Annotated in this window: 18 protein-coding genes; 13 read left to right on the top strand and 5 right to left on the bottom strand. The window is 63.3% G+C overall.

Annotation, left to right across the window (positions count from 1 at the left end; translation table 11 throughout):
* Positions 1-19: 19 nt before the first annotated feature.
* Positions 20-1,330 (bottom strand): amino-acid N-acetyltransferase, encoded by a 1,311-nt coding sequence (gene argA, locus HWE17_RS21045; protein WP_046685875.1) that lies wholly within the window; start codon positions 1,328-1,330, stop codon positions 20-22.
* Positions 1,331-1,386: 56 nt separating this feature from the next.
* Here argA and hrpA point away from each other — a divergent pair, with 56 nt between their 5' ends.
* Entirely contained in the window at positions 1,387-5,601 is a 4,215-nt protein-coding gene (hrpA, locus tag HWE17_RS21040) for an ATP-dependent RNA helicase HrpA (protein ID WP_217916839.1), read from the top strand.
* Between the two features lie 199 nt (positions 5,602-5,800).
* On the opposite strand, the gene HWE17_RS21035 is transcribed toward hrpA, so the two are convergent.
* A complete protein-coding gene (locus HWE17_RS21035; RefSeq protein WP_176390110.1) occupies positions 5,801-6,394 on the bottom strand; it encodes a PRC-barrel domain-containing protein in 594 nt (197 codons plus the stop codon).
* A gap of 238 nt (positions 6,395-6,632) precedes the next feature.
* Here HWE17_RS21035 and HWE17_RS21030 point away from each other — a divergent pair, with 238 nt between their 5' ends.
* The 3 genes from HWE17_RS21030 to HWE17_RS21020 all read left to right on the top strand — a co-directional run bounded on the left by HWE17_RS21030 (position 6,633) and on the right by HWE17_RS21020 (position 11,470).
* On the top strand, positions 6,633-7,832 hold the full coding sequence (locus tag HWE17_RS21030; RefSeq protein ID WP_176390109.1) for a PHB depolymerase family esterase: 1,200 nt from the start codon (positions 6,633-6,635) through the stop codon (positions 7,830-7,832).
* A gap of 306 nt (positions 7,833-8,138) precedes the next feature.
* Positions 8,139-9,353: an MFS transporter gene (locus HWE17_RS21025; RefSeq protein WP_176390108.1), complete on the top strand. Its 1,215-nt coding sequence runs from the start codon at positions 8,139-8,141 to the stop codon at positions 9,351-9,353.
* A gap of 83 nt (positions 9,354-9,436) precedes the next feature.
* Complete coding sequence (locus HWE17_RS21020; RefSeq protein WP_176390107.1) at positions 9,437-11,470, top strand: GNAT family N-acetyltransferase; 2,034 nt, start codon at positions 9,437-9,439, stop codon at positions 11,468-11,470.
* Positions 11,471-11,522: 52 nt separating this feature from the next.
* Here HWE17_RS21020 and HWE17_RS21015 read toward each other — a convergent pair whose 3' ends face one another.
* Positions 11,523-12,788, bottom strand: a complete 1,266-nt coding sequence (locus HWE17_RS21015) for a putative Na+/H+ antiporter (RefSeq protein ID WP_035821230.1) — start codon at positions 12,786-12,788, stop codon at positions 11,523-11,525.
* Positions 12,789-12,994: 206 nt separating this feature from the next.
* On the opposite strand from HWE17_RS21015, the gene imuA reads away from it, so the two are divergent.
* The 4 genes from imuA to HWE17_RS20995 all read left to right on the top strand — a co-directional run bounded on the left by imuA (position 12,995) and on the right by HWE17_RS20995 (position 16,731).
* Positions 12,995-13,705 carry a translesion DNA synthesis-associated protein ImuA gene (gene imuA, locus HWE17_RS21010; RefSeq protein ID WP_176390131.1) on the top strand — a complete coding sequence of 237 codons (711 nt, stop codon included), beginning with the start codon at positions 12,995-12,997 and terminating at the stop codon, positions 13,703-13,705.
* Complete coding sequence (locus tag HWE17_RS21005) at positions 13,635-15,122, top strand: DNA polymerase Y family protein (protein WP_176390106.1); 1,488 nt, start codon at positions 13,635-13,637, stop codon at positions 15,120-15,122. Before imuA ends, HWE17_RS21005 begins: the two co-directional genes overlap by 71 nt.
* Before the next feature lie 76 nt (positions 15,123-15,198).
* Positions 15,199-15,903, top strand: coding sequence for a glutathione S-transferase N-terminal domain-containing protein (locus tag HWE17_RS21000; RefSeq protein WP_176390105.1), 705 nt, complete (start codon positions 15,199-15,201; stop codon positions 15,901-15,903).
* A gap of 69 nt (positions 15,904-15,972) precedes the next feature.
* Positions 15,973-16,731, top strand: a complete 759-nt coding sequence (locus tag HWE17_RS20995; RefSeq protein WP_176390104.1) for a S9 family peptidase — start codon at positions 15,973-15,975, stop codon at positions 16,729-16,731.
* Between the two features lie 84 nt (positions 16,732-16,815).
* Here the strand turns inward: HWE17_RS20995 and HWE17_RS20990 are convergent, their stop codons facing one another.
* On the bottom strand, positions 16,816-17,166 hold the full coding sequence (locus HWE17_RS20990; RefSeq protein WP_176390103.1) for a hypothetical protein: 351 nt from the start codon (positions 17,164-17,166) through the stop codon (positions 16,816-16,818).
* A gap of 222 nt (positions 17,167-17,388) precedes the next feature.
* Here HWE17_RS20990 and HWE17_RS20985 point away from each other — a divergent pair, with 222 nt between their 5' ends.
* The 5 genes from HWE17_RS20985 (at position 17,389) to coaD (ending at position 22,967) form a co-directional block, all read left to right on the top strand.
* On the top strand, positions 17,389-17,847 hold the full coding sequence (locus tag HWE17_RS20985; protein WP_035821223.1) for an Hsp20 family protein: 459 nt from the start codon (positions 17,389-17,391) through the stop codon (positions 17,845-17,847).
* 268 nt (positions 17,848-18,115) lie between these two features.
* A complete protein-coding gene (locus tag HWE17_RS20980) occupies positions 18,116-19,630 on the top strand; it encodes a Do family serine endopeptidase (RefSeq protein ID WP_176390102.1) in 1,515 nt (504 codons plus the stop codon).
* Positions 19,631-19,727: 97 nt separating this feature from the next.
* Positions 19,728-20,387 (top strand): response regulator transcription factor, encoded by a 660-nt coding sequence (locus HWE17_RS20975; RefSeq protein WP_010400558.1) that lies wholly within the window; start codon positions 19,728-19,730, stop codon positions 20,385-20,387.
* Between the two features lie 2 nt (positions 20,388-20,389).
* Positions 20,390-21,724 carry an ATP-binding protein gene (locus HWE17_RS20970; RefSeq protein ID WP_176390130.1) on the top strand — a complete coding sequence of 445 codons (1,335 nt, stop codon included), beginning with the start codon at positions 20,390-20,392 and terminating at the stop codon, positions 21,722-21,724.
* A gap of 94 nt (positions 21,725-21,818) precedes the next feature.
* Positions 21,819-22,967 (top strand): pantetheine-phosphate adenylyltransferase, encoded by a 1,149-nt coding sequence (gene coaD / locus HWE17_RS20965; protein ID WP_176390101.1) that lies wholly within the window; start codon positions 21,819-21,821, stop codon positions 22,965-22,967.
* A 2-nt stretch (positions 22,968-22,969) separates the two neighbouring features.
* On the opposite strand, the gene HWE17_RS20960 is transcribed toward coaD, so the two are convergent.
* The gene (locus tag HWE17_RS20960) at positions 22,970-23,569 is read right to left on the bottom strand and encodes a 2-hydroxychromene-2-carboxylate isomerase (protein WP_176390100.1); all 600 of its coding nucleotides are present in this window, start codon (positions 23,567-23,569) and stop codon (positions 22,970-22,972) included.
* Positions 23,570-23,640: the final 71 nt, after the last annotated feature.

The raw sequence follows: 23,640 nt of genomic DNA, 5'->3' as shown, positions 1-23,640 counted from the left end.
ATGCCGGGCTTTTTCAGTTTTAGAGTGTCTTGATCAACACTTGGGATTTGCGCTGCCAGTTATACATATGCTGGCGGTCCTTCGGCAAATCGTCGACGGTGGCCGGCACGAAGCCGCGTTTCTTGAACCAGTGCGAGGTACGCGTGGTCAGCACGAACAGCTTGTTCAGGCCGGCGGCGCGCGCGCGGTTTTCCATGTGTTTCAGGATGCGTTCGCCGTCGCCCTGGGCTTGCACTTCCGGGTTGACCGTCAGGCATGCCATTTCCGCCATCTTTTGCGCAGGGAAAGGGTACAGGGCGGCGCAGCCGAAGATCACGCCATCGTGCTCGATGACGGAGAAATAATCGATTTCGCGCTCGATCAGCTCGCGGCCCCGCTTGACTAAAGTGCCGTCCGCTTCCAGCGGTTCGATCAGCTTGATGATGCCGCCCACGTCTTCGATGGTGGCCTGACGCAAGCTTTCCAGATTTTCATGGCTGATCATGGTACCCACGCCATCATGGGTAAACAATTCCAGCAGGGCCGAACCATCCATCGAGAAGGGCACGATGTGCGAGCGCTCGACGCCGTTGTGGCATGCCTTGACGCAATGTTTCAGGTAAAACGCCGTGGCGTCCGGCAAGAAGCCCGCCATCAGCACGGCTTCGGCCTGGTGCGACGACAGTTCGCGGATTTCCACGCCCGTGGCGTCTTCCATCATCGGTGTTTCGGTAATGAAAATCAGCTTGTCCGCATGCAGGGCGATGGCAGCGCTGCAGGCCACGTCTTCCATGGTCAGGTTGAATGCTTCGCCGGTCGGCGAAAAGCCCAGCGGCGAGAGCAGCACCAGGCCGTCCGAACCGAGGATGGAATGGATGGTTTCGGCATCGACCTTGCGCGTGATGCCCGTCAGTTCCAGGTCCACGCCATCGATCACGCCCAGCGGGCGCGCAGTGATGAAGTTGCCGGAAATGATACGGATGGCTGCATGCGACATGGGCGTGTTCGGCAAGCCCTGGCTGAACGCGGCCTCGATATCGAGGCGCAGCTCGCCGGCGGCTTCCTTCGCGCATTCCAGCGCGGCGATGTCGGTGATGCGCACGCCATTGTGGAAGCGGCCTTCGACGTTACGCAAGGCCAGTTGTTCCGCCACCTGCGGCCGCGAGCCGTAGACGACGGTGACATTGATGTCCAGCGCATGCAGCAGGGACAAATCATGGGCCAGCACCTGCAGCGCCCCGGCGCTGACGAGTTCACCGGGGAAGGCGACCACGAAGGTCTTGCCGCGAAAGGCGTGGATGTAGGGCGCGACGGAGCGCAGCCATTGGACGAATTGGGTAGGGTTTTCCATTAAGCGCATTATAATTCGCTGCGCGATGTGCGCGCTTAAAATACCTGTAAAAAACAATGTCTTCAGCCAGCAATAAGTCTTCCCCTCCTTCCAACGTTGCAAATGTGCCCGCCAGCGGGGATGTTGCCGCGCCTGCCGCCACGCCTGCGCAGGGCCGCCAGCGCCCGCCCGTGAGCCAGCAAAGGCAGCAGCCGCCGCGCGCGGAACAACAGAAACAGCAACAGCAGCAGCGATCGGCAGAGGGCAAGCCCCAGGCCGCGCGCCCGCCGCGCGAGGGGCAGGAAAGCCGTGAAAGCCGCGACGCAGCCCGCGCCGCGCGCGAAGCGGAAAAGGCTTTCCGCAATCCGCTGCCACCGATTACGTATCCGGAAGACTTGCCCGTCTCGGGCCGGCGCGCCGAAATCGCCAAGGCCTTGCTGGAAAACCAGGTCATCATCGTTTCGGGCGAGACGGGTTCCGGCAAGACGACCCAGTTGCCGAAGATTTGTCTGGAGCTGGGACGGGGACAGAAGGGCATGATCGGCCACACGCAGCCGCGGCGTATCGCCGCCTCGTCGACGGCCAAGCGCATCGCGCAGGAACTCGGTACGCCGCTGGGCGAAACGGTGGGTTTCAAGGTGCGCTTTACCGACACCCTGAGCCGTGGCGCGTCCGTCAAGCTGATGACGGACGGTATCTTGCTGGCCGAGACGCAGACCGATCCGTTGTTGAAAAACTACGACACCATCATCATCGATGAAGCGCACGAACGCAGCCTGAACATCGATTTCCTGCTCGGCTATCTGAAGCAATTGCTGCCGCGCCGGCCCGATCTGAAAATCATCATCACGTCGGCCACCATCGATGCGGAACGCTTCTCGCGCCATTTCGGCACGCCGGAAAAACCGGCGCCCGTGATCGAAGTGTCGGGCCGTTTGTACCAGGTGGAAGTGCGCTACCGTCCCGTGGAACGCGAACAGGTGGCCATGCCCGGTGCCGCCAACCCTGACAAACCTGGCCAGAGGACGGCTGCCGCGCGCGAAAAGCGCGACCTGATGGATGCCGTCGTCGATGGCGTGGAAGAACTGTGCCGCATCGGCTCGGGCGACGTGCTGGTGTTCTTGCCGGGCGAGCGCGAAATCCGCGACTGCGCCGAAGCGCTGCGCAAGCACCATCCGCCGCACGTGGAGATTTTGCCCCTGTTCGCCCGTTTGTCGGCTGAAGAGCAGGAGAGGGTCTTCAAGACCAGCAATGCGCGCCGCATCGTGCTGGCCACCAACGTGGCGGAAACCTCGCTGACCGTGCCGGGCATCCGCTACGTGGTCGATGCGGGTCTGGCGCGCGTGAAACGCTATAGCTACCGCAATAAAGTGGAGCAACTGCAGGTCGAGCCGATCGCCCAGTCCGCCGCCAACCAGCGCGCCGGGCGTTGCGGCCGCGTGGCCGATGGCGTCTGCATCCGTTTATATGAAGAGCAGGATTATCTGCTGCGCCCGAAATTCACGGAACCGGAAATCCTGCGCTCCTCGCTGGCGGCCGTTATCCTGCGCATGAAATCATTGCACCTGACGGACGTGGAAACCTTCCCCTTCATCGAGCCGCCGCTGGCGCGCGCGATCGCCGACGGTTACCAATTGCTGCAGGAACTCGGTGCCGTCGACGAGGTCAACAAACTCACGCCGCTGGGAAACAAGCTGGCCAAGCTGCCGCTGGACCCGCGCGTGGGCCGCATGATCCTGGCCGCGCTCGATAACGCGTGTCTGACGGAAGTGCTGATCGTCGCTTCGGCCCTGTCCGTGCAAGATCCGCGCGACCGCCCGATGGAACACCAGCAGGCGGCCGACGAGGCGCACAAGAAATTCGCCGATGAAAAATCGGAATTTCTCAGCTACCTGAAAATCTGGCGCTGGTTCGAATCGGCCATCGAGCACAAGAAAACCAACCGCCAGCTACAGGATAATTGCCGCACGAATTTCCTGTCGCAAATGCGCTTGCGCGAATGGCGCGACGTGCATTCGCAGTTGCTGACCATCGTCAAGGAACAGGGCTGGCGCCTGAACGAAGCACCGGCCACCTACGATAACCTGCACATGGCTTTGCTGACCGGTTTGCTGGGCAATATCGGCTTCAAGGGCGAGGACGAGCCGGGTGCCGGGTATCTGGGCGCGCGCGGCATCAAGTTCCATATCTGGCCCGGTTCCTCGCTGCTGAAAAAGCCGGGCAAGTGGATCATGGCGGCCGAACTGGTCGACACGACGCGGCTGTACGCGCGCTGCGTGGCGCAAATCCAGCCCGAATGGCTGGAAAAAGTCGGCGAGCATTTGCTGAAGAAATCGTGGGGCGAGCCGCGCTGGGAAAAACGCTCGGCGCAAGTGACGGCGTCCGAACGCGCCACGCTGTACGGCCTGGTGGTGTACAGCCAGCGCCGCATCAACTATGGCAATTTCAACTTGCCGGAAGCGCGCGAAATCTTCATCCGCGACGCGCTCGTTGGCGGCGACTTCGACACGCGCGCGCCGTTCTTTGCGCACAACCATAAACTGATCAAGGATATTGAAAACCTTGAACACAAATCGCGCCGCCTGGACGTGCTGGTTGACGATGAACTGATCGCCGCCTTCTACGACAAGCTGCTGCCGGCGGACGTGTGCAATGGCGCTGGTTTCGAGAAATGGCATAAAGAGGCAACGCGCGACAATCCGAAGCTGCTGTATCTGAATCGCGAAGAGCTGATGCGCCACGAGGCGGCTGGCGTGACGACGGACCTGTTCCCGAAAACCATGTCCGTGACGGGCCTGGAAATGGGCCTGACCTATCACTTCGAGCCGGGCAGCGTGCGCGATGGCGTGACCTTGGCCGTGCCGCTGTATGCGCTGAACCAGTTGCCGCGCGAGCGCTGCGAATGGCTGGTGCCGGGCATGCTGAAGGAAAAAGTGCATCTGCTATTAAAATCGTTGCCGCAAAAGCTGCGCCGCCACTGCGTGCCGCTGCCCGATTACGCAGCGAAATTTTGCGAGCGCGTGCATGCAGCGGGCGTGTTTGGCCGCGGTGACCTGATCGACGCCATCATCCTCGACATCCGCACGCAGATCACGATCAATGTGCTGACGACGGACTTCAAGCCGGAAACCCTGCCTGCCCATCACTTCATGAATTTCAAGGTGATCGACGAGCATGGCCGCCAGCTCGACATGGGCCGCAACCTGGCCACCCTGCAAGCGGAATTCGGCGGCCAGGCGCGCCAGAGTTTCCAGAAACTGGCCGAAGTGTCAGGCGTGTCGGGCACGGGCACACCCGGCGCCAAAGTGGCGGGCGCGCAAGTGGCGTCGAGGCTGCAAGCGCAAGCGCAGGGCGCCAGCGCGGCAGCAGGCAAGGGTGGCGCGCTGGCCAAGGGTGCTGCCGTTGCGGCCGCACCGGCGTCAGGCAACGCCACCGTCTCGCAGCACATGGGTTTGACGGCCTGGACCTTCGGCGAATTGCCGGAATTGCTGGAAATCGTGCAGGGCAAGCTGACCCTGATCGGCTTCCCCGCGCTGGTCGACAAGGGCACGCATTGCGACCTGGAAGTGTTTGACGACCCGACCGTGGCCGCCCGCACGCACAAGATCGGTTTGCGCCGCCTGTTCGCGCTGCAAATGAAGGAGCAGATCAAATACGTCGAGAAAAGCATTCCGGGTTTGCAGCAGATGGGCATGCAATTCATGGCCCTCGGTTCGCAGGAAGAGTTGCGCGAGCAAATCATCAACAAGGCGCTCGACATCGCCTGCCTGCAAGATCCGCTGCCGCTGGACGCCGCTTCATTCGCCAAGCGCCAGGCGGAGGGCAAGTCGCGGTTGGTTCTGTTGGTGAATGAAATCGCCCGTTTGCTGTCGCAAGTGCTGACGGAATTCCACGGCTTGCCGAAGCGGCTACAAAATATTCCCGCAGCGGCCGCCACCGATATCCAGTCGCAGCTGCAGGGCCTCGTGCATAAACGCTTCCTGACGGAAAACGAGTACACGCAGCTGGCGCATTTCCCCCGCTATCTGAAGGCGATCAATGTGCGCCTGGAAAAGCTGCGCGCCGACCCCACGCGCGACACCAAGTTGATGGCCGAGTGGCAATCGGCCGCCGCGCCGTATCTGCGCCAGGCCAAGGACCGCCAGGCCGGCAAGAACACGGATCCGAAACTCGTCGACTTCCGCTGGATGCTCGAAGAGCTGCGCGTGTCGCTGTTTGCGCAGGAGTTGCGGACGCCGATGCCGGTGTCGGCGAAACGGCTGCAGAAGGTTTGGGAGTCGATGCAGCGGTAGGTCGGATGAGCGCGTCCGAAGGGCGCGCGTAATCCGACAATATCGTTGGCGCGATGGTGGTGTGGGGGTAGCGGTGTTAGCCGGAGTTAACGGTTTGGCGGTGTTAACCGTGCCGCTGGTGGTGTCGGATTACGCGGCTGCGCCGCTAATCCGACCTACCCGACCTACCCGACCTACCTGACCTACCGACCTACCCGGCTCAAGTGCGCTTGTTGAGATCATCATCATCGCTGAGCGATGAGCGCGAACCCAGGTCGCCCTGGCTGCCGCCCGTGCCGGCGCGGCTGCCGCTCATGGAACTGCCGGACATGCTGCCTTCGCTGCCCGATTGCAGGCTGGCGCCGCTGCGCAGGTCGCTGCCGGAGGGCATGTGGCCCCCTGCCATGGCGCCGCTGCCGTAGCGCGTGCCGCTGCCATAGAACGCTTCCATCTGCTGGTTCCACGCTTCGCTGCCCATGTCGGGCCAGTTGTTCTTGTCGAAGCCGGGAGCGTCTTTCAGCAGGTCTTTGTCGACGTTGAGCAGGAAGCGCTTGTTGACGGTGTCCAGGGTCAGGCGTTCCCAGGGCACGGCAAACAGCTTGTCGCCCATGCCCATGATGCCGCCGAAGGACAGCACGGCATAGGCGATCTGGCCGGTGCGCATGTCGAGCATGATTTCCTTGATGTCGCCCAGTTCCTCGTCGTCGTGATTGTAGACATCGTCCCCGATCAGGGTATCGGCCCCCATCAGGGCCGGCCCCGGGCCGTCGTGGTTGCGGTACATGCCCAGGATGTCGCGGTCCAGATAGCTCATGGTGTTCTCTCCTCGTGTGAAGTGCTGATCGAACATCCAGAGTAAGCATACGCCCCAGGTCGCGCTTGATCTGCCTCAATGGTGCCAGCGGCACTTTATCGGTGTGCAACCGTACGGTGCTGTCAGCCAATTGCGGTACTCTATGCGTTCCAAGGAGGAGGCCGCACATGCTGACGATGCAACGCTGCAGAGGGATGAACTTGCGGTACGCTCCACAACGACACGCGCGCCGCGCGCCATGGTAAAGCCCGCCACCAAATGGCTGCGCGGGCTATTGCGCGCCGGTAAGGCGCAGCAGCGCACGGCGACCAAGCTGGCCAAGGTGCTGTTCGGCCCCGTGCCGGCCAAGCCCAAGGCCAAACCTCGGGGCAAGGCCGTGGCCAAGACCAAGGCCAAAACAATCGCCAAGCCGCGCGCCAGGCCCGCCAGCGACGCCGTGCCCGCCCTGGCGCCCTTTGCCACGCCCCTGTCGCCACCGCGCGTGCGCAAGCGAACGGCGCCTCCGCCGGGCAAGTGGCTGGCCGCCCACTATGCGCCGCTGCCGGAACTGGGGCAGTTGCCGGGCCGGCGCCTGCCATATTTCCTGTACCTGCCCGAGAAGGCGCCGAGCGCCGCCATGCGCAGCCGGGGCCGGCCGCTGCTGGTGATGCTGCACGGCTGCGAACAGAGCGCCACGCAGTTTGCCGAAGGCACGCGCATGAACCGCCTGGCCGAGCGCAAAGGCTATGCCGTGCTGTATCCGCAGCAATCGCTGCGTTCGCATGCGCGCCGCTGCTGGAAGTGGTACGACAAGCTGACGCAGGAGGGCGGCGGCGACGTGCGCCTGATCGTCGGCGCCATCGAGCAGGTGGCGGCCCGCTATGCGATCGACCGCGCGCGCATCTATATCTGCGGCATTTCCGCCGGCGCCGGCATGGCGCATATCGTGGCCCTGAACCATCCTCATCTGTTCGCGGCGCTGGGCCTGCATTCCGGGCCCGTTTTTGGCGCCGGGCATAACCTGATCGGCGCGCTGGGCGTGATGCAGCATGGCGCTGCCGCCCGCGCCGACGCGGCCATCGATGAAGTGCTGGCGCGCCAGCCGGCGTTTCCCCGCCTGCCCACCATCCTGCTGCAAGGGCTGGCCGACAAGGTGGTGCGGCCCATTAACCAGACTCAACTGGTGCGCCAGAGCGTGCGCGTCAACCGCCTGCCATTCGATACCGTGGTGACGGCGCAGCGCCTGCCTGGCGGCGCGGCGGGCGGGCGCAATCCGGCGCATGCGTATGCGCTGCACGATTATCAGGTGGGCAAGGATGTGCTGCTGCGCGTGGCGCAGGTCGAGCACCTCGAGCACGCGTGGAGCGGCGGCGACGCCAGCCTGCCGTTCAACGACAAGGCCAGGCCCGACGCCAGCAAGATGCTGCTCGATTTCTTCGCCAGCCACCGCCGCCGGTAAGCCAGTGTGCCGCGCGCCGCAACGGTGCGCGGGCACTGGTACGCATCGTTCTTCCTTTCCCCCACAGGGCTGCTGCCGCGCGCCGGTACGCTGGCCGCGCCCTTTCCAGCGCAGATTTCCCAATATCGCAGCAGCATGAATTTTGCAAGGTGGTATTGCTGCGGTATTTAAAAATCACAAAAACAGGCGCTAAAAATACGAACTGGTATACAATTGGTACACTTTTTCAGTGTGAGCGTGTCTGCCGCCCCATGCCCCGACGGCAGATACGCACTGACGGCAGCCACCCACGTTACGGAACGCGCCATGTCCATCAAGTCCAAGCAGTTGCTGTGGTTTTTTGCGTTTTTCCTCGTCTTTGAACTGAATATTTATTTGTCGAACGACATGATCATGCCGGCCATGCTGGGCATCGTCGGCGAGTTCCAGGCAAAGGAAAAATTCGTTCCCCTGTCCCTGAGCCTGTATCTGCTGGGCGGCAGTTCGCTGCAGATTTTCCTGGGGCCGCTGGCCGACACCATCGGCAAGCGCAAGCTCGTGTTGACCGGCAATACCTTGTTCCTGCTGGCCACCTTGGCCGTGCCATTTTCCACGTCGATCGAGCAATTTCTCGCCGCCCGTTTCATCCAGGGCATGGGCTGCTGCTTCATCTTCGTCGGCTATGCCATGATCCATGAACTGTTCGACGACATGGCCGCCGTCAAGCTCAGCAGCATCCTGTCGAGCACCACCATCCTCGCGCCCCTGGCCGGCCCCATCCTCGGCAGCGCCATCATCAGCCGGCTGGACTGGCGCTACGTCTTTTTCCTCTCCGGCTTGCTGGCGCTGCTGTCCTTGCTGGGCCTGTTCAAGACCATGCCGCGCGCGGCGCCGGCCGTCACGCGCCCGGACCTGGCCGCCATCGTGCGCAGCTATGTCGCCATTTTCAGCAATGGGCGCTTCATGTTCGGCATGTTCACGGCCGGGCTGGCCACCGTGCCCCTGACGGCCTGGATCGGTTTTTCGCCCATATTCGTGCTGCAGGAAATGGGCGCCTCGTACGCCACGTATATCGCCCTGCAATGCGTGATCTTGTCGGGTTTTGTCCTCAGCAGCATCGCCATCCAGCGTTTGCGCCAGGATTTTCCGCTCGTGTCCCTGCTGCGCCTGGGCGGGCTGATCGCGGCCGCCGGCATGCTGGGTGCCGGCGCGGGCCGCCACCACGTCGACGTGTTTGCCGCCTGCATGTTTGTCTATTCCATCGGCTTTGGCCTGTTCAATGGCGCCCTGATACGCAGCGCGATCACGGCCAGCAAGGAGTCGATGACCTTGACGACGGCCGCCATGAGCTTGCTGTACTGCATTTATCTGTCCGCCTGGCTGCAGCTGTACAACGTGCTGTGCCAGCGCTTCGGCTATGCGCTGGAAACGTATGCGCTGCTCAATATTCCCGTCATCGTGGCCATCACGGCCTGCCTGCTGCTGTTTACGCGGGGCATGGCGGGGCGCCGGGAAAGCGGGGTGCGGCTGGCCCGGCACTGATGGCGCAACGATGCGCCTGTTCTCGACCTTGTTTTACCTCCTGCGAAGTTCATTGACACTCTCCTGCGGAAAATGGTGCGCCCATGAAAATAGATGACCTGGCCTCGAAACACGATCAAGCAAAGATTTTCAACCTCGAATACGAGTTCCGCATCAACCGGCTGAAACTCGATTACATCACCCTGGCCGATGTCCGGCCCGCTGGCAGCGATCTGGAGCAACTGGCCGTGGAGCACCAGGCGGGTATCGCGGCCCTGCGCAGCTTCGTCGCCCTGAACTTCAACCATTTCAACGCGGCAAGCTGCTCCTCGCTCAGCTGCATCCCCACGCGCGCGCTGGGCGACGACGAGCGCTACCTGCACCGCATCTGGATGGGCGGCCCCTTGCCGGCCATCGCTTCCGAAGCGATCTGGCAGTGGGGCGCGGCGCTGGAGGAAGTCCGCTACAACGGCGGCGCGCCGTACGTCTCCATCCTGTGGGTGTGGGATGCGCAGCAGCTGCGCCATGACGAGCGCTTCAGCCCCACGGGCGGCGCCGGGCGCTACACCATAGGCCGCTACGCCATCGGCGGCACGACCCTGCATATCAACTCGCTGCGCGCGCTGGCGTTGGACTTCGTGCCGGCCCGCTTCGGCATCCTCGATACCCTGCATACGCAGCGCTACTTCGCCACCTTGTCCGATTATTTCCGCATCCTCATCATGTGTGAATACGGCGGCATGTATATGGATGTCGATACGGTGCCGCACAATCCGGCGACGATTTTCCTGATGAAGCCGGAAGTGCCCGATTATTTCCAGCGCAGGGAAGGCGAGGGAGAAGAGCGCCGGCATGTCAGCTGGATGAATCTGTTTCTTGATGAAACGGGCATGCTGATCGCCAAGAAGAACGATGCGGCGCTGCGCGTGATCCAGCGCAATGTGAACCTCGCCTATGCGGGTATCGATGCGCAGGTTCCCCGTTCCTGCCCGCAATTCGAGGCGCAGCTGTTTGGCCAGTTCTATGCCGAATGGAAGAAGAACCTGGGCGTGACCCTGCTCAGCCATGCCGAGTTCTACCAGCGCTATTGCGTGTTATATGACGGCGCGCGCGAAGCGGTGGCGGGCGGCATCCGCGGCATGCGCCTGCTGGACGATATCATTACCGACATGCACATCCCCTTGAGCGACGAGGAACGGCGCGCATATGCGCGCTGCGTGGCGCGGCTCGACGACATCGACTGGCGGCTCGATGACCCTTTGCGCCTGCCCGACATCGTCGACGTGTTCGACATCGAGGAAGTGCCGCGCATGGCGTATGCGGCCCAGCTGCGGGCCGACATCGATCATTTTCACTATTACTCGGTGCTGTCGGACGACCCGCAGCTGGACCGCGTGAATGCCGTCTTTTGCCGCTACCTGCTGGCCCACCGTTCGCAGCAGATTACCGCCGGCAATTTCTGGCGCCCGACGGTGGGCCGCCACGGCAGCCGCATGCCGGCCGCCGGCGATGCGCCTCCGCCAAGTGACGAGGCGCAGGCGGACTTGCTGTCGCATGCGCCGCTCACGCTGGTGGCGGGCGAACTGCTGGACGACGAGACGAAGAACCGCATGGCGAAACTGCTGTTTGCCACCAGCTACCTTGAATACTGCTCGTTCGGCAACAAACTCAATCTGCAGTTCGTCGAATTGCAGCGGCGGCAAAATATCGACCCGTATCTGGAACACATCCACGGCCTGCATGACGAGGACGGGCGTTTCATTGGCTTCTTCACGGCCGCGACGATGGACGAGTTCCAGGCCTGCGGCGCCGTGTCATATTATCGCGACGACATGAAGGCGCTTGACGATGCGTATGACGCCTTCGTGCTCGCGCATGCGCGCGCCGACGACTGTTTCGTCAGCAGCCTGGCCATCGACGAGAAATACCGGGGCCAGGGTTTGTTCCGGCAAATGTTCCTTGAAATCCGCGACCTGGCCAGCCGCAAGGGCTGTGCGCGCATCACCCTGACGGTGTGGGAAAAGAGCGAAGCGCTGCAAGTGTATCTGCACAAGGGTTTTCGCAGCGTGGGCACGTTCGACTACGCCTACAGCCTGTTCTATGACCGGCTGCATTTTCTCGTGTATGAGGGTAACTGAGGAAGGATGCTGAAGGGTAACGGGGCGGCCGGCAGCCGCCCCGTGATGAGGCTTACAGGGCCAGGAAGGCCACGGCAGACACGGCCGTTGGCAGCAGGGCACCGGCCAGCAGGCCGACGGCGCCGATCGATTCATCCTTGAAACCGCGGCGCAGCAGGGCCACGCCGGCCGGGTTCGGCGCGTTGGCGATGACGGTCAGGCCGCCACCGGCCACGGCGCCGGCCATCAGCATGTATTTCGCTTCGTCCGTCATGCCGACGATCAGCGAACCGAGGTAAGTGAGGGCCGCATTGTCGGTAATCGCCGTCAAGCCCAGGGCGCCGAAGAACAGGGCCAGCGGTTTCAGGCTGGAAACGATGGGCTGCAACCACCATTGCTGCATGCCGCCCAGTACCACCAGGCCGCCCAGGAAGAAGCCGACCAGCAAGCCTTCCTTGAGGATCAGCGGGCTTTGATAGCGCTCGTACGCCTGCACGAAGCCGAGGAAGAACAGGAACAGGCCGATGAACAGCACGGGATGGTGCGCCAGTGTCACCACGCCGGCCAGCACGATCATGTGCACCAGGCTGACGGCCAGCGGTACTTTCGGCGCTTCCACTTCGCCCGCTTTCGGCTTGATGTCGGAAGTGTTGCTGTGCAGGTATTTGCGCAGCAGGATGCTCACGCCCGTGGCGTTGACGAGCACGGCGATGGCGGCCTTCCAGCCGAAATGGCTGGCCATGTAGGCGCTGTCCCAGTTCCACGTGGTGGCCACCATCAGCACGGGCGGCGCCGCGTACGAAGTCAGTGTGCCGCCGATGGAAACGTTGACGAACAGCACGCCCAGCGCGCCGTATTTCAGCCATTCAGGGATGCCCGGGCGGAAGATTTGCGGCGCCAGCATCAGCGCGGCCAGGGTCATGGCGGCCGGTTCCGTGATCAATGAGCCCGTCAGGGGAACGAGCGCCAGTCCCAGCCAGACGAGGGCCAGTTCCGTGCGCAGCGGCATCACGCGCGCCACGCTTTTCAACAGGCGCTGCACGGCGTCGAGCACGGGGCGTGAGGCGGCCACGACCATGACGACAAAGACGAACAGCGGCTCCGTGTAATGGCGCGACTCGGCATACTCGATGGCCGCATCGCTGCCCGAGACAAAGGCCATGATGATGATCAGGATGAAGGCCCAGAAGCCGAACACGACTTCCACTTCGCCCAGCAAGTGCAGCAGGCCCGCATGGCGGGGATGGCGACGCGACAAGGTTTCAAACGACTTGGCGGCAAAAGTGTGGATGAGCGCAAGGCCGAAGACGATGGCGCTGATGATTTGGATGGTGGTCAAATGCGTTTCCTTATGGACGGAGGAAGCCGCCCGGTGCATTGCCGAGCGGTAAGGAGAGTGCTTATGGTACAGCAATCGATGCCAAAAACGGGGTTTTTCGGACATGGCGGAGCGGCCCCTGCGATAGCGGCAGTCAGATAAACCTTGCCAAAAGCGGGGCTGGATAGTACTGTATATGCATACAGTATTCATCTATCTATTCAATGATGCAACATTCTCAATTGATGGCCTCGCCGGAAGCCTTGCACCCGTCTTTATGGCGCGCATCGCAGCTGGGGCAGGGCGCCACGCGCTGCCTGGACACGGGCTTTGCCGCCCTGTCCGCGCAGCTGCCCGGCGGTGGCTGGCCCAGCGGCAGTCTCATCGATCTGCTGGTGCAGCAGGCGGGCAGCGGCGAATTGCGCCTGCTGGCGCCCGCGCTGGCGCAACTGCAGGGCTTGCCCATCGTGCTGCTGCAGCCGCCCCATCCGCCGCAGGCGCTGGCCCTGGCCGCGCAGGGACTGGCGCCGTCGCAGCTGCTGTGGCTCAAAAGCGCCAGCAGCAAGGATGCCCTGTGGGCGGCGGAAAACATCTTGCGCAGTGGCAGTTGCGGCGCCTTGCTGTTCTGGCAGCAGCACGTGCGCGCCGACAGCCTGCGCCGCCTGCACCTGGCCGCGCAAGGCGGCAACACCCTGTTTTGCATGCTGCGCCCGCTGCACGGCGCGCAGGATGCGTCGCCGGCGCCGCTGCGCCTGTCCGTGCGCCCGGCCGCCGGCGGCATCGAGATCGGCTTCATCAAGCGCCGGGGACCGCAGCGCGACGCGCCCCTGTTCCTGCCCCTGCAACCTCCTTCATTATTGCCACGCCATGCGACTCTGGATCGGCCTGTGCCTGCCCCGGCTCCCGCTCGAAGTGTTTTGCCCGCGCTGGTCGGCTGACCAGCTGGGCGTGGTGCTGGAGCAGGAGCAAGTGATGGCCCTGTCGCCGCTGGCGCTGGCCGCCGGCATCAAGCCGGGCATGCGCCGCGCCGGCGCGCTGATGCTGGCGCCGCAGGCGCGCCTGCACGAGCGCTCGCTTGAACTGGAAGCGCAAGCCTTGCAAGCGGTGGCGCTGGCGCTGCTGCAATATTCGCCGCTGGTGGCGCAGGGCGAGGAAGCGACCCTGCTGGTCGACGCGGGCGCCAGCCTGCGCCTGTTTGGCGGCGTGCGCGCCCTGTGCCGGCACATCGCGGCCAGCTTGCGCGCGCTCGGTTACACGGCCCAGCTGTCGTGCGCTCCCACGGCGCGCGGCGCCTGGCTGCTGGCGCGCGCCGGCACGCGCCGGAGCCGCGTGCTGGGCATGGAGAGCCTCACCCGCCGCCTCGACGGCCTGCCGTGCGCTCTGCTGCCGCCCGCGCGCGCCTATCTGGACTGGTTCGAGGGCATCGGCTGCCGCACCCTGGGGCAGTTGCGCCACTTGCCGCGGCCCGGCTTGCAGCGCCGCTGCGGCGGGGCTTTGCTGGACATGCTCGACGACGCGCATGGCCACAGCACGGAACTGTTCGTGTGGCTCGAAGCGCCGCCCACGTTCCGCGCCAGCCTGGAATTGTTCGACCGCGTGGAGCACGCCGACGCGCTGCTGTTCGGCGCGCGCCGCCTGCTGCAGCAAATGACGGGCTGGTTGTGCGCGCGGCAATTTGCCGTCGAGCGCATACAGTTGCTGCTGGCGCACGAGCGGGGCAGGGTGGCGCGCCCGCCCACCGTCATCGACCTGGCGCTGGGCGAGGCCGTCTGGCGCGACGAGCACCTGGTGCGCCTGCTCAAGGAACGCCTGGCGCAGCTGGTGCTGGACGCGCCCGTGATCGGCTTGACCTTGGAAGCGCTGCAGGTGCAGCCGATGGCGCCGCCCAGCGACAGCCTGTTCCCCGAGCCGGGCGGCACGCCGCAGGAGCGCCAGCGCTTGCTGGAATTGCTGGTGGCGCGCCTGGGGAGCGAGAATGTCTTGCAGGCATCACCGCGCGCCGATTACCGCCCCGAAGCGGCCAACCAGTGGCTGCCGCTGCCGGCCAGGCCAGGTGCAAAAATCGCGCAGCCGGACTTGCCGCCCGGCTTGCCCGGCATGCCCCGTCCAGGCTGGCTGCTGGCCCAGCCCATCGCCCTCTTGATGCGCGAGCACCGGCCGTTTTATGGCTCGCCTTTGAAAATGGTGTCCGTTGCCGAACGCATCGAGGCAGGCTGGTGGGGCCAGTCGCAGGCGCGCGATTATTTTATTGCCGAAGGCCTCGACCACGCCCATTACTGGGTCTACCGCGAACGCATCGCCGGCAGCGCGGAAGACGCCGCGCCGCGCTGGTTTTTGCATGGCTTGTTTGGCTAAATGCGCTGTCCTGCTGAAATTGCCATGCTTGGCTATACTTGCTTGCGCCGCGTCAACCACTTCAATAAGGATTTCTATGTCCCAACTTTCCGACTTCCCCATTACCCAAAAATGGCCTGCACTGCATCCCGAGCGCCTGCAGCTGTATTCGCTGCCCACGCCGAACGGCATCAAGGTTTCCATCCTGCTGGAAGAGCTGGGCCTGGCGTACGAGCCGCACCTGGTCAGCTTCGAGCAGAACGACCAGCTGTCGCCCGCCTTCCTGTCCCTCAATCCGAACAACAAGATTCCCGCCATCCTCGACCCGAACGGTCCCGATGGCAAACCGCTGGCCCTGTTCGAGTCGGGCGCCATCCTGCTGTACCTGGCAGAAAAGACGGGCAAGTTCATCCCGCAGGACGCGGGCCTGCGCTATGAAACGATCCAATGGCTGATGTTCCAGATGGGCGGTATCGGCCCCATGTTTGGCCAGGTGGGCTTCTTCCACAAATTCGCCGGCAAGGACTACGAAGACAAGCGTCCGCTCGAGCGCTATCTTGGCGAAGCCAAGCGCCTGCTGGGCGTGCTTGAACAGCGCCTGCAGGGCCGCGACTGGATCATGGGCGAGCAGTACACGATTGCCGACATCGCCATCTTCCCGTGGGTGCGCTGTCTGGTGGGCTTCTATGGTGCGGGCGATCTCGTCGGTTTTGGCAATTTCCCGAATGTGCAGCGCGTGCTGGATGTTTTCCTGGCCCGGCCTGCTGTCATCAAGGGTGTCGACATCCCATCGCGTGGCTAAAACAGCCGTGGCCGGACGGCGCTACAATGCGCCATCGGCCGCCCTGCGCGGCAGCTTTGATCTGAGACAATGAAATCCACCCGGCAAGATTTTCCCGGCGCGCATGGCCATGTGCTGGCGGCGCGCCTCGATGCGCCCGACGGCGCCATCCGCGCCTACGCGCTGTTCGCCCACTGTTTTACCTGCGGCAAGGACGTGCTGGCCGCGCGGCGCATCGCGCAAGGCTTGACGGAACACGGCATCGCCGTGCTGCGCTTCGACTTCACGGGACTGGGCGCCAGCGAGGGCGAGTTCGCCGCCACGAATTTCTCGTCGAACGTGGACGACCTGGTCGCCGCTGCCGATTTCCTACGGACAAAACACGCCGCGCCGCAATTGCTGATCGGCCACAGCCTGGGCGGCGCGGCCGTGCTGGCCGCCGCGTCGCAAGTGCCGGAAGCCACCGCCATCGCCACCCTGGCCGCGCCGAGCACGCCCGCCTACGTGACGCGCATGTTCAGCGACCACCTGGAAAAAATCGCCGCCGAAGGCGAAGCGCTGGTGCAGCTGGAAGGGCGGCCTTTCCGCATTCGCCAGCAATTCGTCGACGACGCGGGCAGCCACAGTTTAAAGGAACACATCGCCGGCCTGCGCCGCGCCCTGCTGGTGATGCACGCGCCGAACGACACGACGGTGAGCCTGTCGAATGCGATGGATATCTTTACGGCAGCCAAGCACCCGAAAAGCTTCGTTTCACTCGACGATGCCGACCATTTATTGACGGGGCGCGATGACGCGGCGTATGTCGCCAACGTCATTGCCGCGTGGAGCGCGCGCTATATCAACTAAGCAACTAAGCTGAATTAAGTCTTCACCCATGAAAAACGCCGTACCGGCAAGATGCGGGTACGGCGCAGATGGGGAGAAAACGGCTCAGTCCTCGTCGAATTCTGCCGAAAGATCCTTCCAGCCTTTGCTGATTGCAAAGGCGGAAAATTCCTCAGGAGCTTCCAGAACGATCAGTTTCTTGTCTTGCAGGCCAAGGTCGCCATGGCCGAAGTCGGGGCCAACGTAGCCGAGGCTGCGCAGGCGGGCCAGGATGTGGCCGACCAGGGTCTTGTCCTTGTAGGCGCCCGCTTCGAGCGGGGCGGCGAAATCGACGTAGACGTCGATGATGCCGTAGCCTTCGTCGAAGATGCGGATGGCCTTGATGTCGAGGGCACGGCCGGAGCCGTCGGTGGCCTTGAAGGGGCCGCTGAGCTGGATGTCGGTGTCATTGTTCATGCCGCCAGCATACACCAAAAGCCGGCCCCGCATGGGGGGCGCCATGCAAAATCCCCTTGGAGGGAGCTTGTAAAAATTTCTTACAAATTTCGCGAGGTCTGGGGCGCTTTTCGCCAATTTCAAGGCCTTGAAGGCCGCTTGATCGTCCTTAGATTGGTAGCAAGCGGATGCTCATGGTGAGGTCCGCCCCTCTTATCGCTTCATTTGAAAAGGATATTTATCATGCGTACTTTTGACCTTGCTCCCCTGTATCGTTCCGCCATTGGCTTTGACCGCCTGGCACAGCTGCTCAACGAACAGCGCGCCGATGCGCAACCGAGCTATCCGCCATACAACATCGAACTGGTGTCGGAAGATAAATACCGCATCGTGATGGCCTTGGCCGGCTTCTCGCGCGAAGAGATCGACATCATCACCGAACGCGATTCCCTGCACGTCACGGGCCGCAAGCAGAAAGATGGCGTCGAGCGCACGTTCTTGCACCGCGGCATCGCTGCCCGCGATTTCGAACAGCGTTTCCAGCTGGCCAACCATGTGAAAGTCACGGGCGCCACGTTTGAAAACGGCATGCTGACCATCGACCTCGTGCGTGAAGTGCCGGAAGCGCTGAAACCGCGCAAGATCGAGATCGGCAGCGGCGGCGATACCGTCAGCGTGCTGGAACAGCGCCAGGCAGCCTGATCTGAGCTGAGCTGACCCCGGCGCCCCTCCGGCGCCCAGGTAGGCTCTTTCCATGCAGTAAAATACTGGCCGGTTGATCCGGCCAGTGTCACGTCCGGAGCCCGTTCGGGTCCTCCTTGATCGCCATGCGACATGCGTGCGGCAGGCAAGATTAAACCCTGCTTAAAGGCGCAAATGCCTGTTTCCAAATGGAAAAATGTTAAGCACCGCCTAAGACTCGTGGCCCACTATTGCATACATCAAAATCTCATTGAATGAGGAGCAATTCATGGAACAGCAAAAGAATACCGCATCCCTGAAAATCAAACGCACCGTAGCCGCGCTGGCCGCGATCGGTGTGCTGGGCGCCGGCGGCGCCATGGTGGTGCATCAGAACAATGCCGGCGCGAATGCCGCAGCGGCCGCCGCCGCAGCACCCGTGGCCGCCGCTGTCGCGCCTGCCGCTGCCTCGCCACTGGTGGCCTTGCCCGACTTCAGCCAGATCGCCGCGCGCAACAGCCCGGCCGTCGTCAATATCAGCGTCACGGGCAGCACCAAGGTGGCCTACGACCCATCGGCCCAGGCTGGCAATGACGATTTCGGCAACGATCCGTTCTTCGAATTCTTCCGCCGCTTCCAGGGTCCGCAAGGCGGGCAGCGCGGCGGCCGCGACGTGCCCACGCACGGCCTCGGCTCCGGCTTCATCGTCAGCCCCGACGGCATCATCATGACGAACGCCCACGTGGTGCGCGATGCGCGTGAAGTGACCGTCAAGCTGAACGACCGCCGCGAATTCCGCGCCAAGGTGCTGGGTACGGATCCGAAGACGGACATCGCAGTATTGAAAATTGACGCCAACAACCTGCCCATCGTGCCGCTCGGCCATTCCAGCGACCTGAAGGTGGGCGAGTGGGTGCTGGCCATCGGTTCGCCGTATGGCTTCGACAGCACGGTGACGGCCGGCGTCGTCAGCGCCAAGGGCCGTTCCCTGCCGGACGACAGCAACGTGCCGTTCATCCAGACCGATGTGGCGGTGAATCCCGGCAACTCGGGCGGCCCGCTGTTCAACACGCGCGGCGAAGTGGTCGGCATCAATTCGCAGATCTACAGCCAGACGGGCGGCTTCCAGGGCTTGTCCTTCGCCATCCCCATCGACCTGGCCGGCCGTATCAAGGACCAGATCGTCGCCACAGGCAAGGCCAGCCATGCCAAGCTGGGCGTGACGGTGCAGGAAGTCAACCAGGGCTTTGCCGACTCGTTCAAGCTGGCCACGCCGGAAGGCGCGCTGGTCGCCAATGTGGAGCGGGGCAGCCCGGCCGACAAGGCGGGCCTGAAATCGGGCGACGTGGTGCGCAAGGTGAATGGCCAGCGCATCATCGGCTCGGCCGACTTGCCGGCGCTGGTGGGTACCTCTTTGCCAGGCGACAAGATCAGCATGGATGTCTGGCGTGACGGCAAGATCGTGAGCCTGACGGCAACCCTGGGCAATGCGGCCGACAAGGTGGCCGAAGTGGCGAAGAGCGACAGCGCCGCCGGCAAGGTAAAGCTGGGCCTGGCCCTGCGTCCGTTACAATCGGATGAAAAACGCGAGGCGGGCATCAGCGCCGGCCTGCTGGTGGAAGACGCGGGCGGTGCTGCCGCGAATGCCGGAGTGCAGCCGGGCGACGTGCTATTGTCGGTCAATGGCCGTCCCGTCAACACGGTCGAGCAGGTGCGCGACGTGGTGGAAAAATCCGCCAAGTCGGTCGCCTTGCTGATACAGCGGGGACCGGACAAGATTTTTATTCCCGTACGTTTAGGTTAATGAAGAAGCAAACCCAAGGGCAAATACTGGGGTCGAACCCTCAGGGTTCGACCCCGGTTTTTCGCCTTTGGGGTGAAAAATTGAACAAGGAGCAGCCATGCGCTTATTGCTGGTAGAAGACGATACGATGATCGGCGAAGTGGTGCTCGATTTGCTGCGCGCCGAGCATTACGCGGTGGACTGGGTCAAGGATGGCGACATGGCCGATACGGCCCTGCAGACGCAGACCTATGACCTGGTATTGCTGGACCTGGGCTTGCCGCGCAAGGATGGCCTCGACGTGCTGCGCTCGATGCGTTTGCGCAAGCTCGACACGCCCGTGCTGGTGGCCACGGCGCGCGACGCCGTCGAGCAGCGCATCGCGGGCCTGGACGCGGGCGCCGACGATTACGTGCTCAAACCGTATGACCTCGACGAATTGCTGGCGCGCATACGCGCCTTGCTGCGGCGCGCCTCGGGGCGGCCGGAACCGATCTTTGAACACCAGGGCGTGTCCATCAATCCGCTGACGCGCGAAGTGATCGCCGAGGGCCATCCCGTCAACCTGTCGGCGCGCGAATGGGCCGTGCTGGAAGCGCTGATCGCGCGTCCCGGCATCGTGCTGTCGCGGGCGCAGCTGGAAGAAAAACTGTACAGCTGGAAGGATGAAGTCAACAGCAATGCCGTGGAAGTGTATATCCACGGCTTGCGCAAGAAACTGGGCAGCGACTTGATCCAGAACGTGCGCGGCCTCGGCTACATGGTGCCCAAGGCATGAGGATGAAGGTCACGGTGACGCATTCGCTGCGCGGCCGTCTGCTGTGGTTTTTGCTGGCGGCCATCATCATGGCGGCCCTGGCGCAAGCGTCGATCGCCTACCGCAGCGCCCTGTACGACGCCGACCAGATTTTTGATTATCACATGCAGCAGATGGCCCTGTCGCTGCGCTCCGGCGCGCCGCTGGCCAACCATGCGCAAGCCTTGCCGGCCGACCCCGTCAACAATGACATGGTGGTGCAGGTATGGACGCCGGACGGCGTGCAGGTCTTCCGTTCGATCACGCGCGCGGAATTGCCGCAGCGCGCCGTGCTGGGCTTTTCGAATGTAAAGGCCAACGGCACGACTTACCGCATCTTCTCCGTGCAAACCAGTTCCCAGACCGTGCAGATCGCCCAGGACATGGCCGTGCGCAAGCGCATGGCCGGCAGCCTGGCGCTGCGCACGGTGGGGCCGATTGCCCTGATGGCGCCGATATTGATGCTCGTCGTCTGGTGGGTCGTCAGCGGTTCGCTGGCGCCCGTCTCGCGCGTGCGCAAGCAGGTGGCGGCGCGCCAGGCGGACGATCTGTCGCCCGTTTCGGAAGCGGGCTTGCCCGACGAAGTGCGCCCGCTGGTGCATGAACTGAACCTGCTGTTCGGGCGCGTGAAAACGGCGTTCGACGCGCAGCAGCACTTTGTCGCCGACGCCGCGCATGAATTGCGCACGCCGCTGGCTGCCCTCAAATTGCAGGTATTGAGCCTGGAACGGGCCGAATCGGAAGAAAAGCGCAGCCTGGCGATCAGCCGCGTGAGCGCCGGCATCGAGCGGGCCACGCGCTTGGTCGAGCAGCTGTTGGTGCTGGCGCGCCAGGAAGCGAGCGCCGCCAGCGGCGACCAGCTGCAGGCGGTGGACTTGAACGATGTCGTCAAGCGGGCGCTGGGTGACATGGCCGGTATCGCGCAGGCGCGCAAGATCGACCTGGGCCTGCACCACATGGATGCGGCCAAGGTGGCGGGGCAGGCCGATGCGCTCAACATCATGCTGCGCAACCTGGTCGACAACGCCATCAAGTACACGCCGCAGGGCGGCACGGTCGATATCGACCTGCGCGCCAGCCCCGTCGGCGTGACCTTGTCGGTGGAAGACAACGGCCCCGGCATTCCGCCCGAAGAGCGCGAGCGCGTCTTCAGCCGCTTCTACCGCGTGCCCGGCACGGACGCCAACGGCAGCGGCCTGGGGCTGGCCATCATCAAGGCCATCGCCGAGCGCCATGGCGCGCGCCTGGTGCTGGATAAATCCGAGCGCCTGGGCGGCCTGTGCGTGCGCGTGGAATTCCCGCAAGCCGTGAAAAAATAACGTTTTGATCATGATCTTTGGCATGTTGCATTGACGCGCGCGCCGCTGGCATATATTGTCTGCGCAATAAGCAATCAAGCAAACGGAGCGCAGCATGCAGAAGATCGGCTTTTCAGGCACCCTCGACCCCATCACCAACGGCCACATGTGGGTGATCGGCGAAGCGCGTTCGCTCGCCGACGAGGTGATCGTGTTCCTGTCGCAAAACCCCGCCAAGAAGCCGCAATTCCCCGCCGAAGACCGCAAGCGCATCATCGAACAGAGCGCGCGCGAGTGCGGCTGGGACAATGTGCAGGTGGTTATCGTCAAGGGCGACTATACGGCGCGCGCGGCGAAAAAGCATGGCTGCGACTACCTGATCCGCGGCATCCGCACGACGGCCGATTTTGATTATGAAAACCTGATCCAGCAAACCAATGTGGACGTGCTGCAGGGCGCCAAGACGATTTTCGTCATGCCGCCGCGCGACCTCGGTTCCGTCAGCTCCAGCTTCGTCAAGGCGCTGGAAGGCCCCGTCGGCTGGAACTGGACCATGAAGAAATTCGTCCCCGGTCCCGCCTACCAGGCGTGGATACTCGACTGCCTGCGCAAGGAGTGGGAAGCGCTGTGGAACTACGCCACCGCCTCGCTAGCGGACATCGCGCTGGCGGATCACTGGTTCGCCCACCTGACGGGGCCGCAGGCGTATGGCGGCGCGGACCGCCACTATCACAACCTCGACCATCTGGTGCACGGCTTGTCCGAGATCCGCGTGTGGGCCGACAATACCTTTGCGCCCAAGCGCGACAGTGCGCTGGTGAAAAAGGCGTTCTGGTTCCACGACGCCGTCTACAGCCACGACGACGATGCCCTGTATTCGAGCGAAGAGGCGAGTGCCCAGCTGTGGCTGGCCAGCGGCCTCGATGCCGGAGACAACCAGGATGTGGCGCAACTGATACGCGCCACCGACCACTTCCAGGGGCCCGGCATCAGCCACGCGCTGAAGGACGCCATGCTCAGCGCAGACCTGGCCATCCTGGGGCAGGATGAAGAGGTGTATCAAGCCTACACGCAAGCCATCGTCCGCGAATACGCGCATGTTGACCCCGTGCGCTTCAACGAGCAGCGGGGCCTGGCCCTGCAGCACCTGAGCGCCAAGGCGCAGGCGGGCCAGCTGTTTGGCGATGCGTATTTTGCCGACCAGTACAACGCGCGGGCCATTGAAAACATGCAGAAAGAGATCGCGGCGCTGGCGGGGAACTGAGTTTAACGACGGCTGGCTGCTGCATTCAGCAGTGCATCCTCGAGCCGGTCATTGCCCCAGAATAATTCCCCGTTGCTGATGAAGCTGGGGGCGCCGAACAGGTTCAGCGCTTGTGCCTGCTCAGTCTGGCGGCGCAGGCGCAGCTTGTTGTCCTGTGTCAAAGCCAGCGCCAGGACGGCGCGCGCATCGAGGCCCAGCTCCTCCAAGGCCTCGCTGACGGCCTCGATGTTGTCGATATCGCGGTCCGCGGCAAAATTCATCGTCATCATGGCGCGCGCAAACGGCGCGATCCAGCCCTGGTCCGCGCCGATCAGCGCCACGCGCATGGGCAGCAGGGCCGTGCGGGGAAAGGAGCTCGGTTGCTGCCATGGCAATGCGTACTTTTCGCACTGGCGCGCCATGTCGCGCCACGTGTAATCACCCTTGAGTTTTTGCAAGATGAAGGGCGATGTCTGCCAGCCCAGCGCCTTGAAGACGACGCCCAGCAGGAAGGGTTTCCAGATCACGTGCACCTTCTTTTCACGCGCCAGCGCTTCGATGCGCATGGCGCTCAGGTAGCTGTAGTTGCTGCCGAAATCGAACCAGAATTCCAGTGTGGCCATGGCATCGCTTCCAGGTGGTGATGCTAAGTAGGGCGTAATAAATTATTGTCATTTCTGACTTCCATAACCGG

Source organism: Janthinobacterium sp. BJB401 (assembly GCF_013372745.1).
In the GTDB taxonomy this organism is placed as follows: Bacteria; Pseudomonadota; Gammaproteobacteria; order Burkholderiales; family Burkholderiaceae_D; genus Janthinobacterium; species Janthinobacterium rivuli.
The sequence above is the reverse complement of the archived record's forward strand: the minus strand, read 5'-3'. Positions and strand labels throughout refer to the sequence as shown.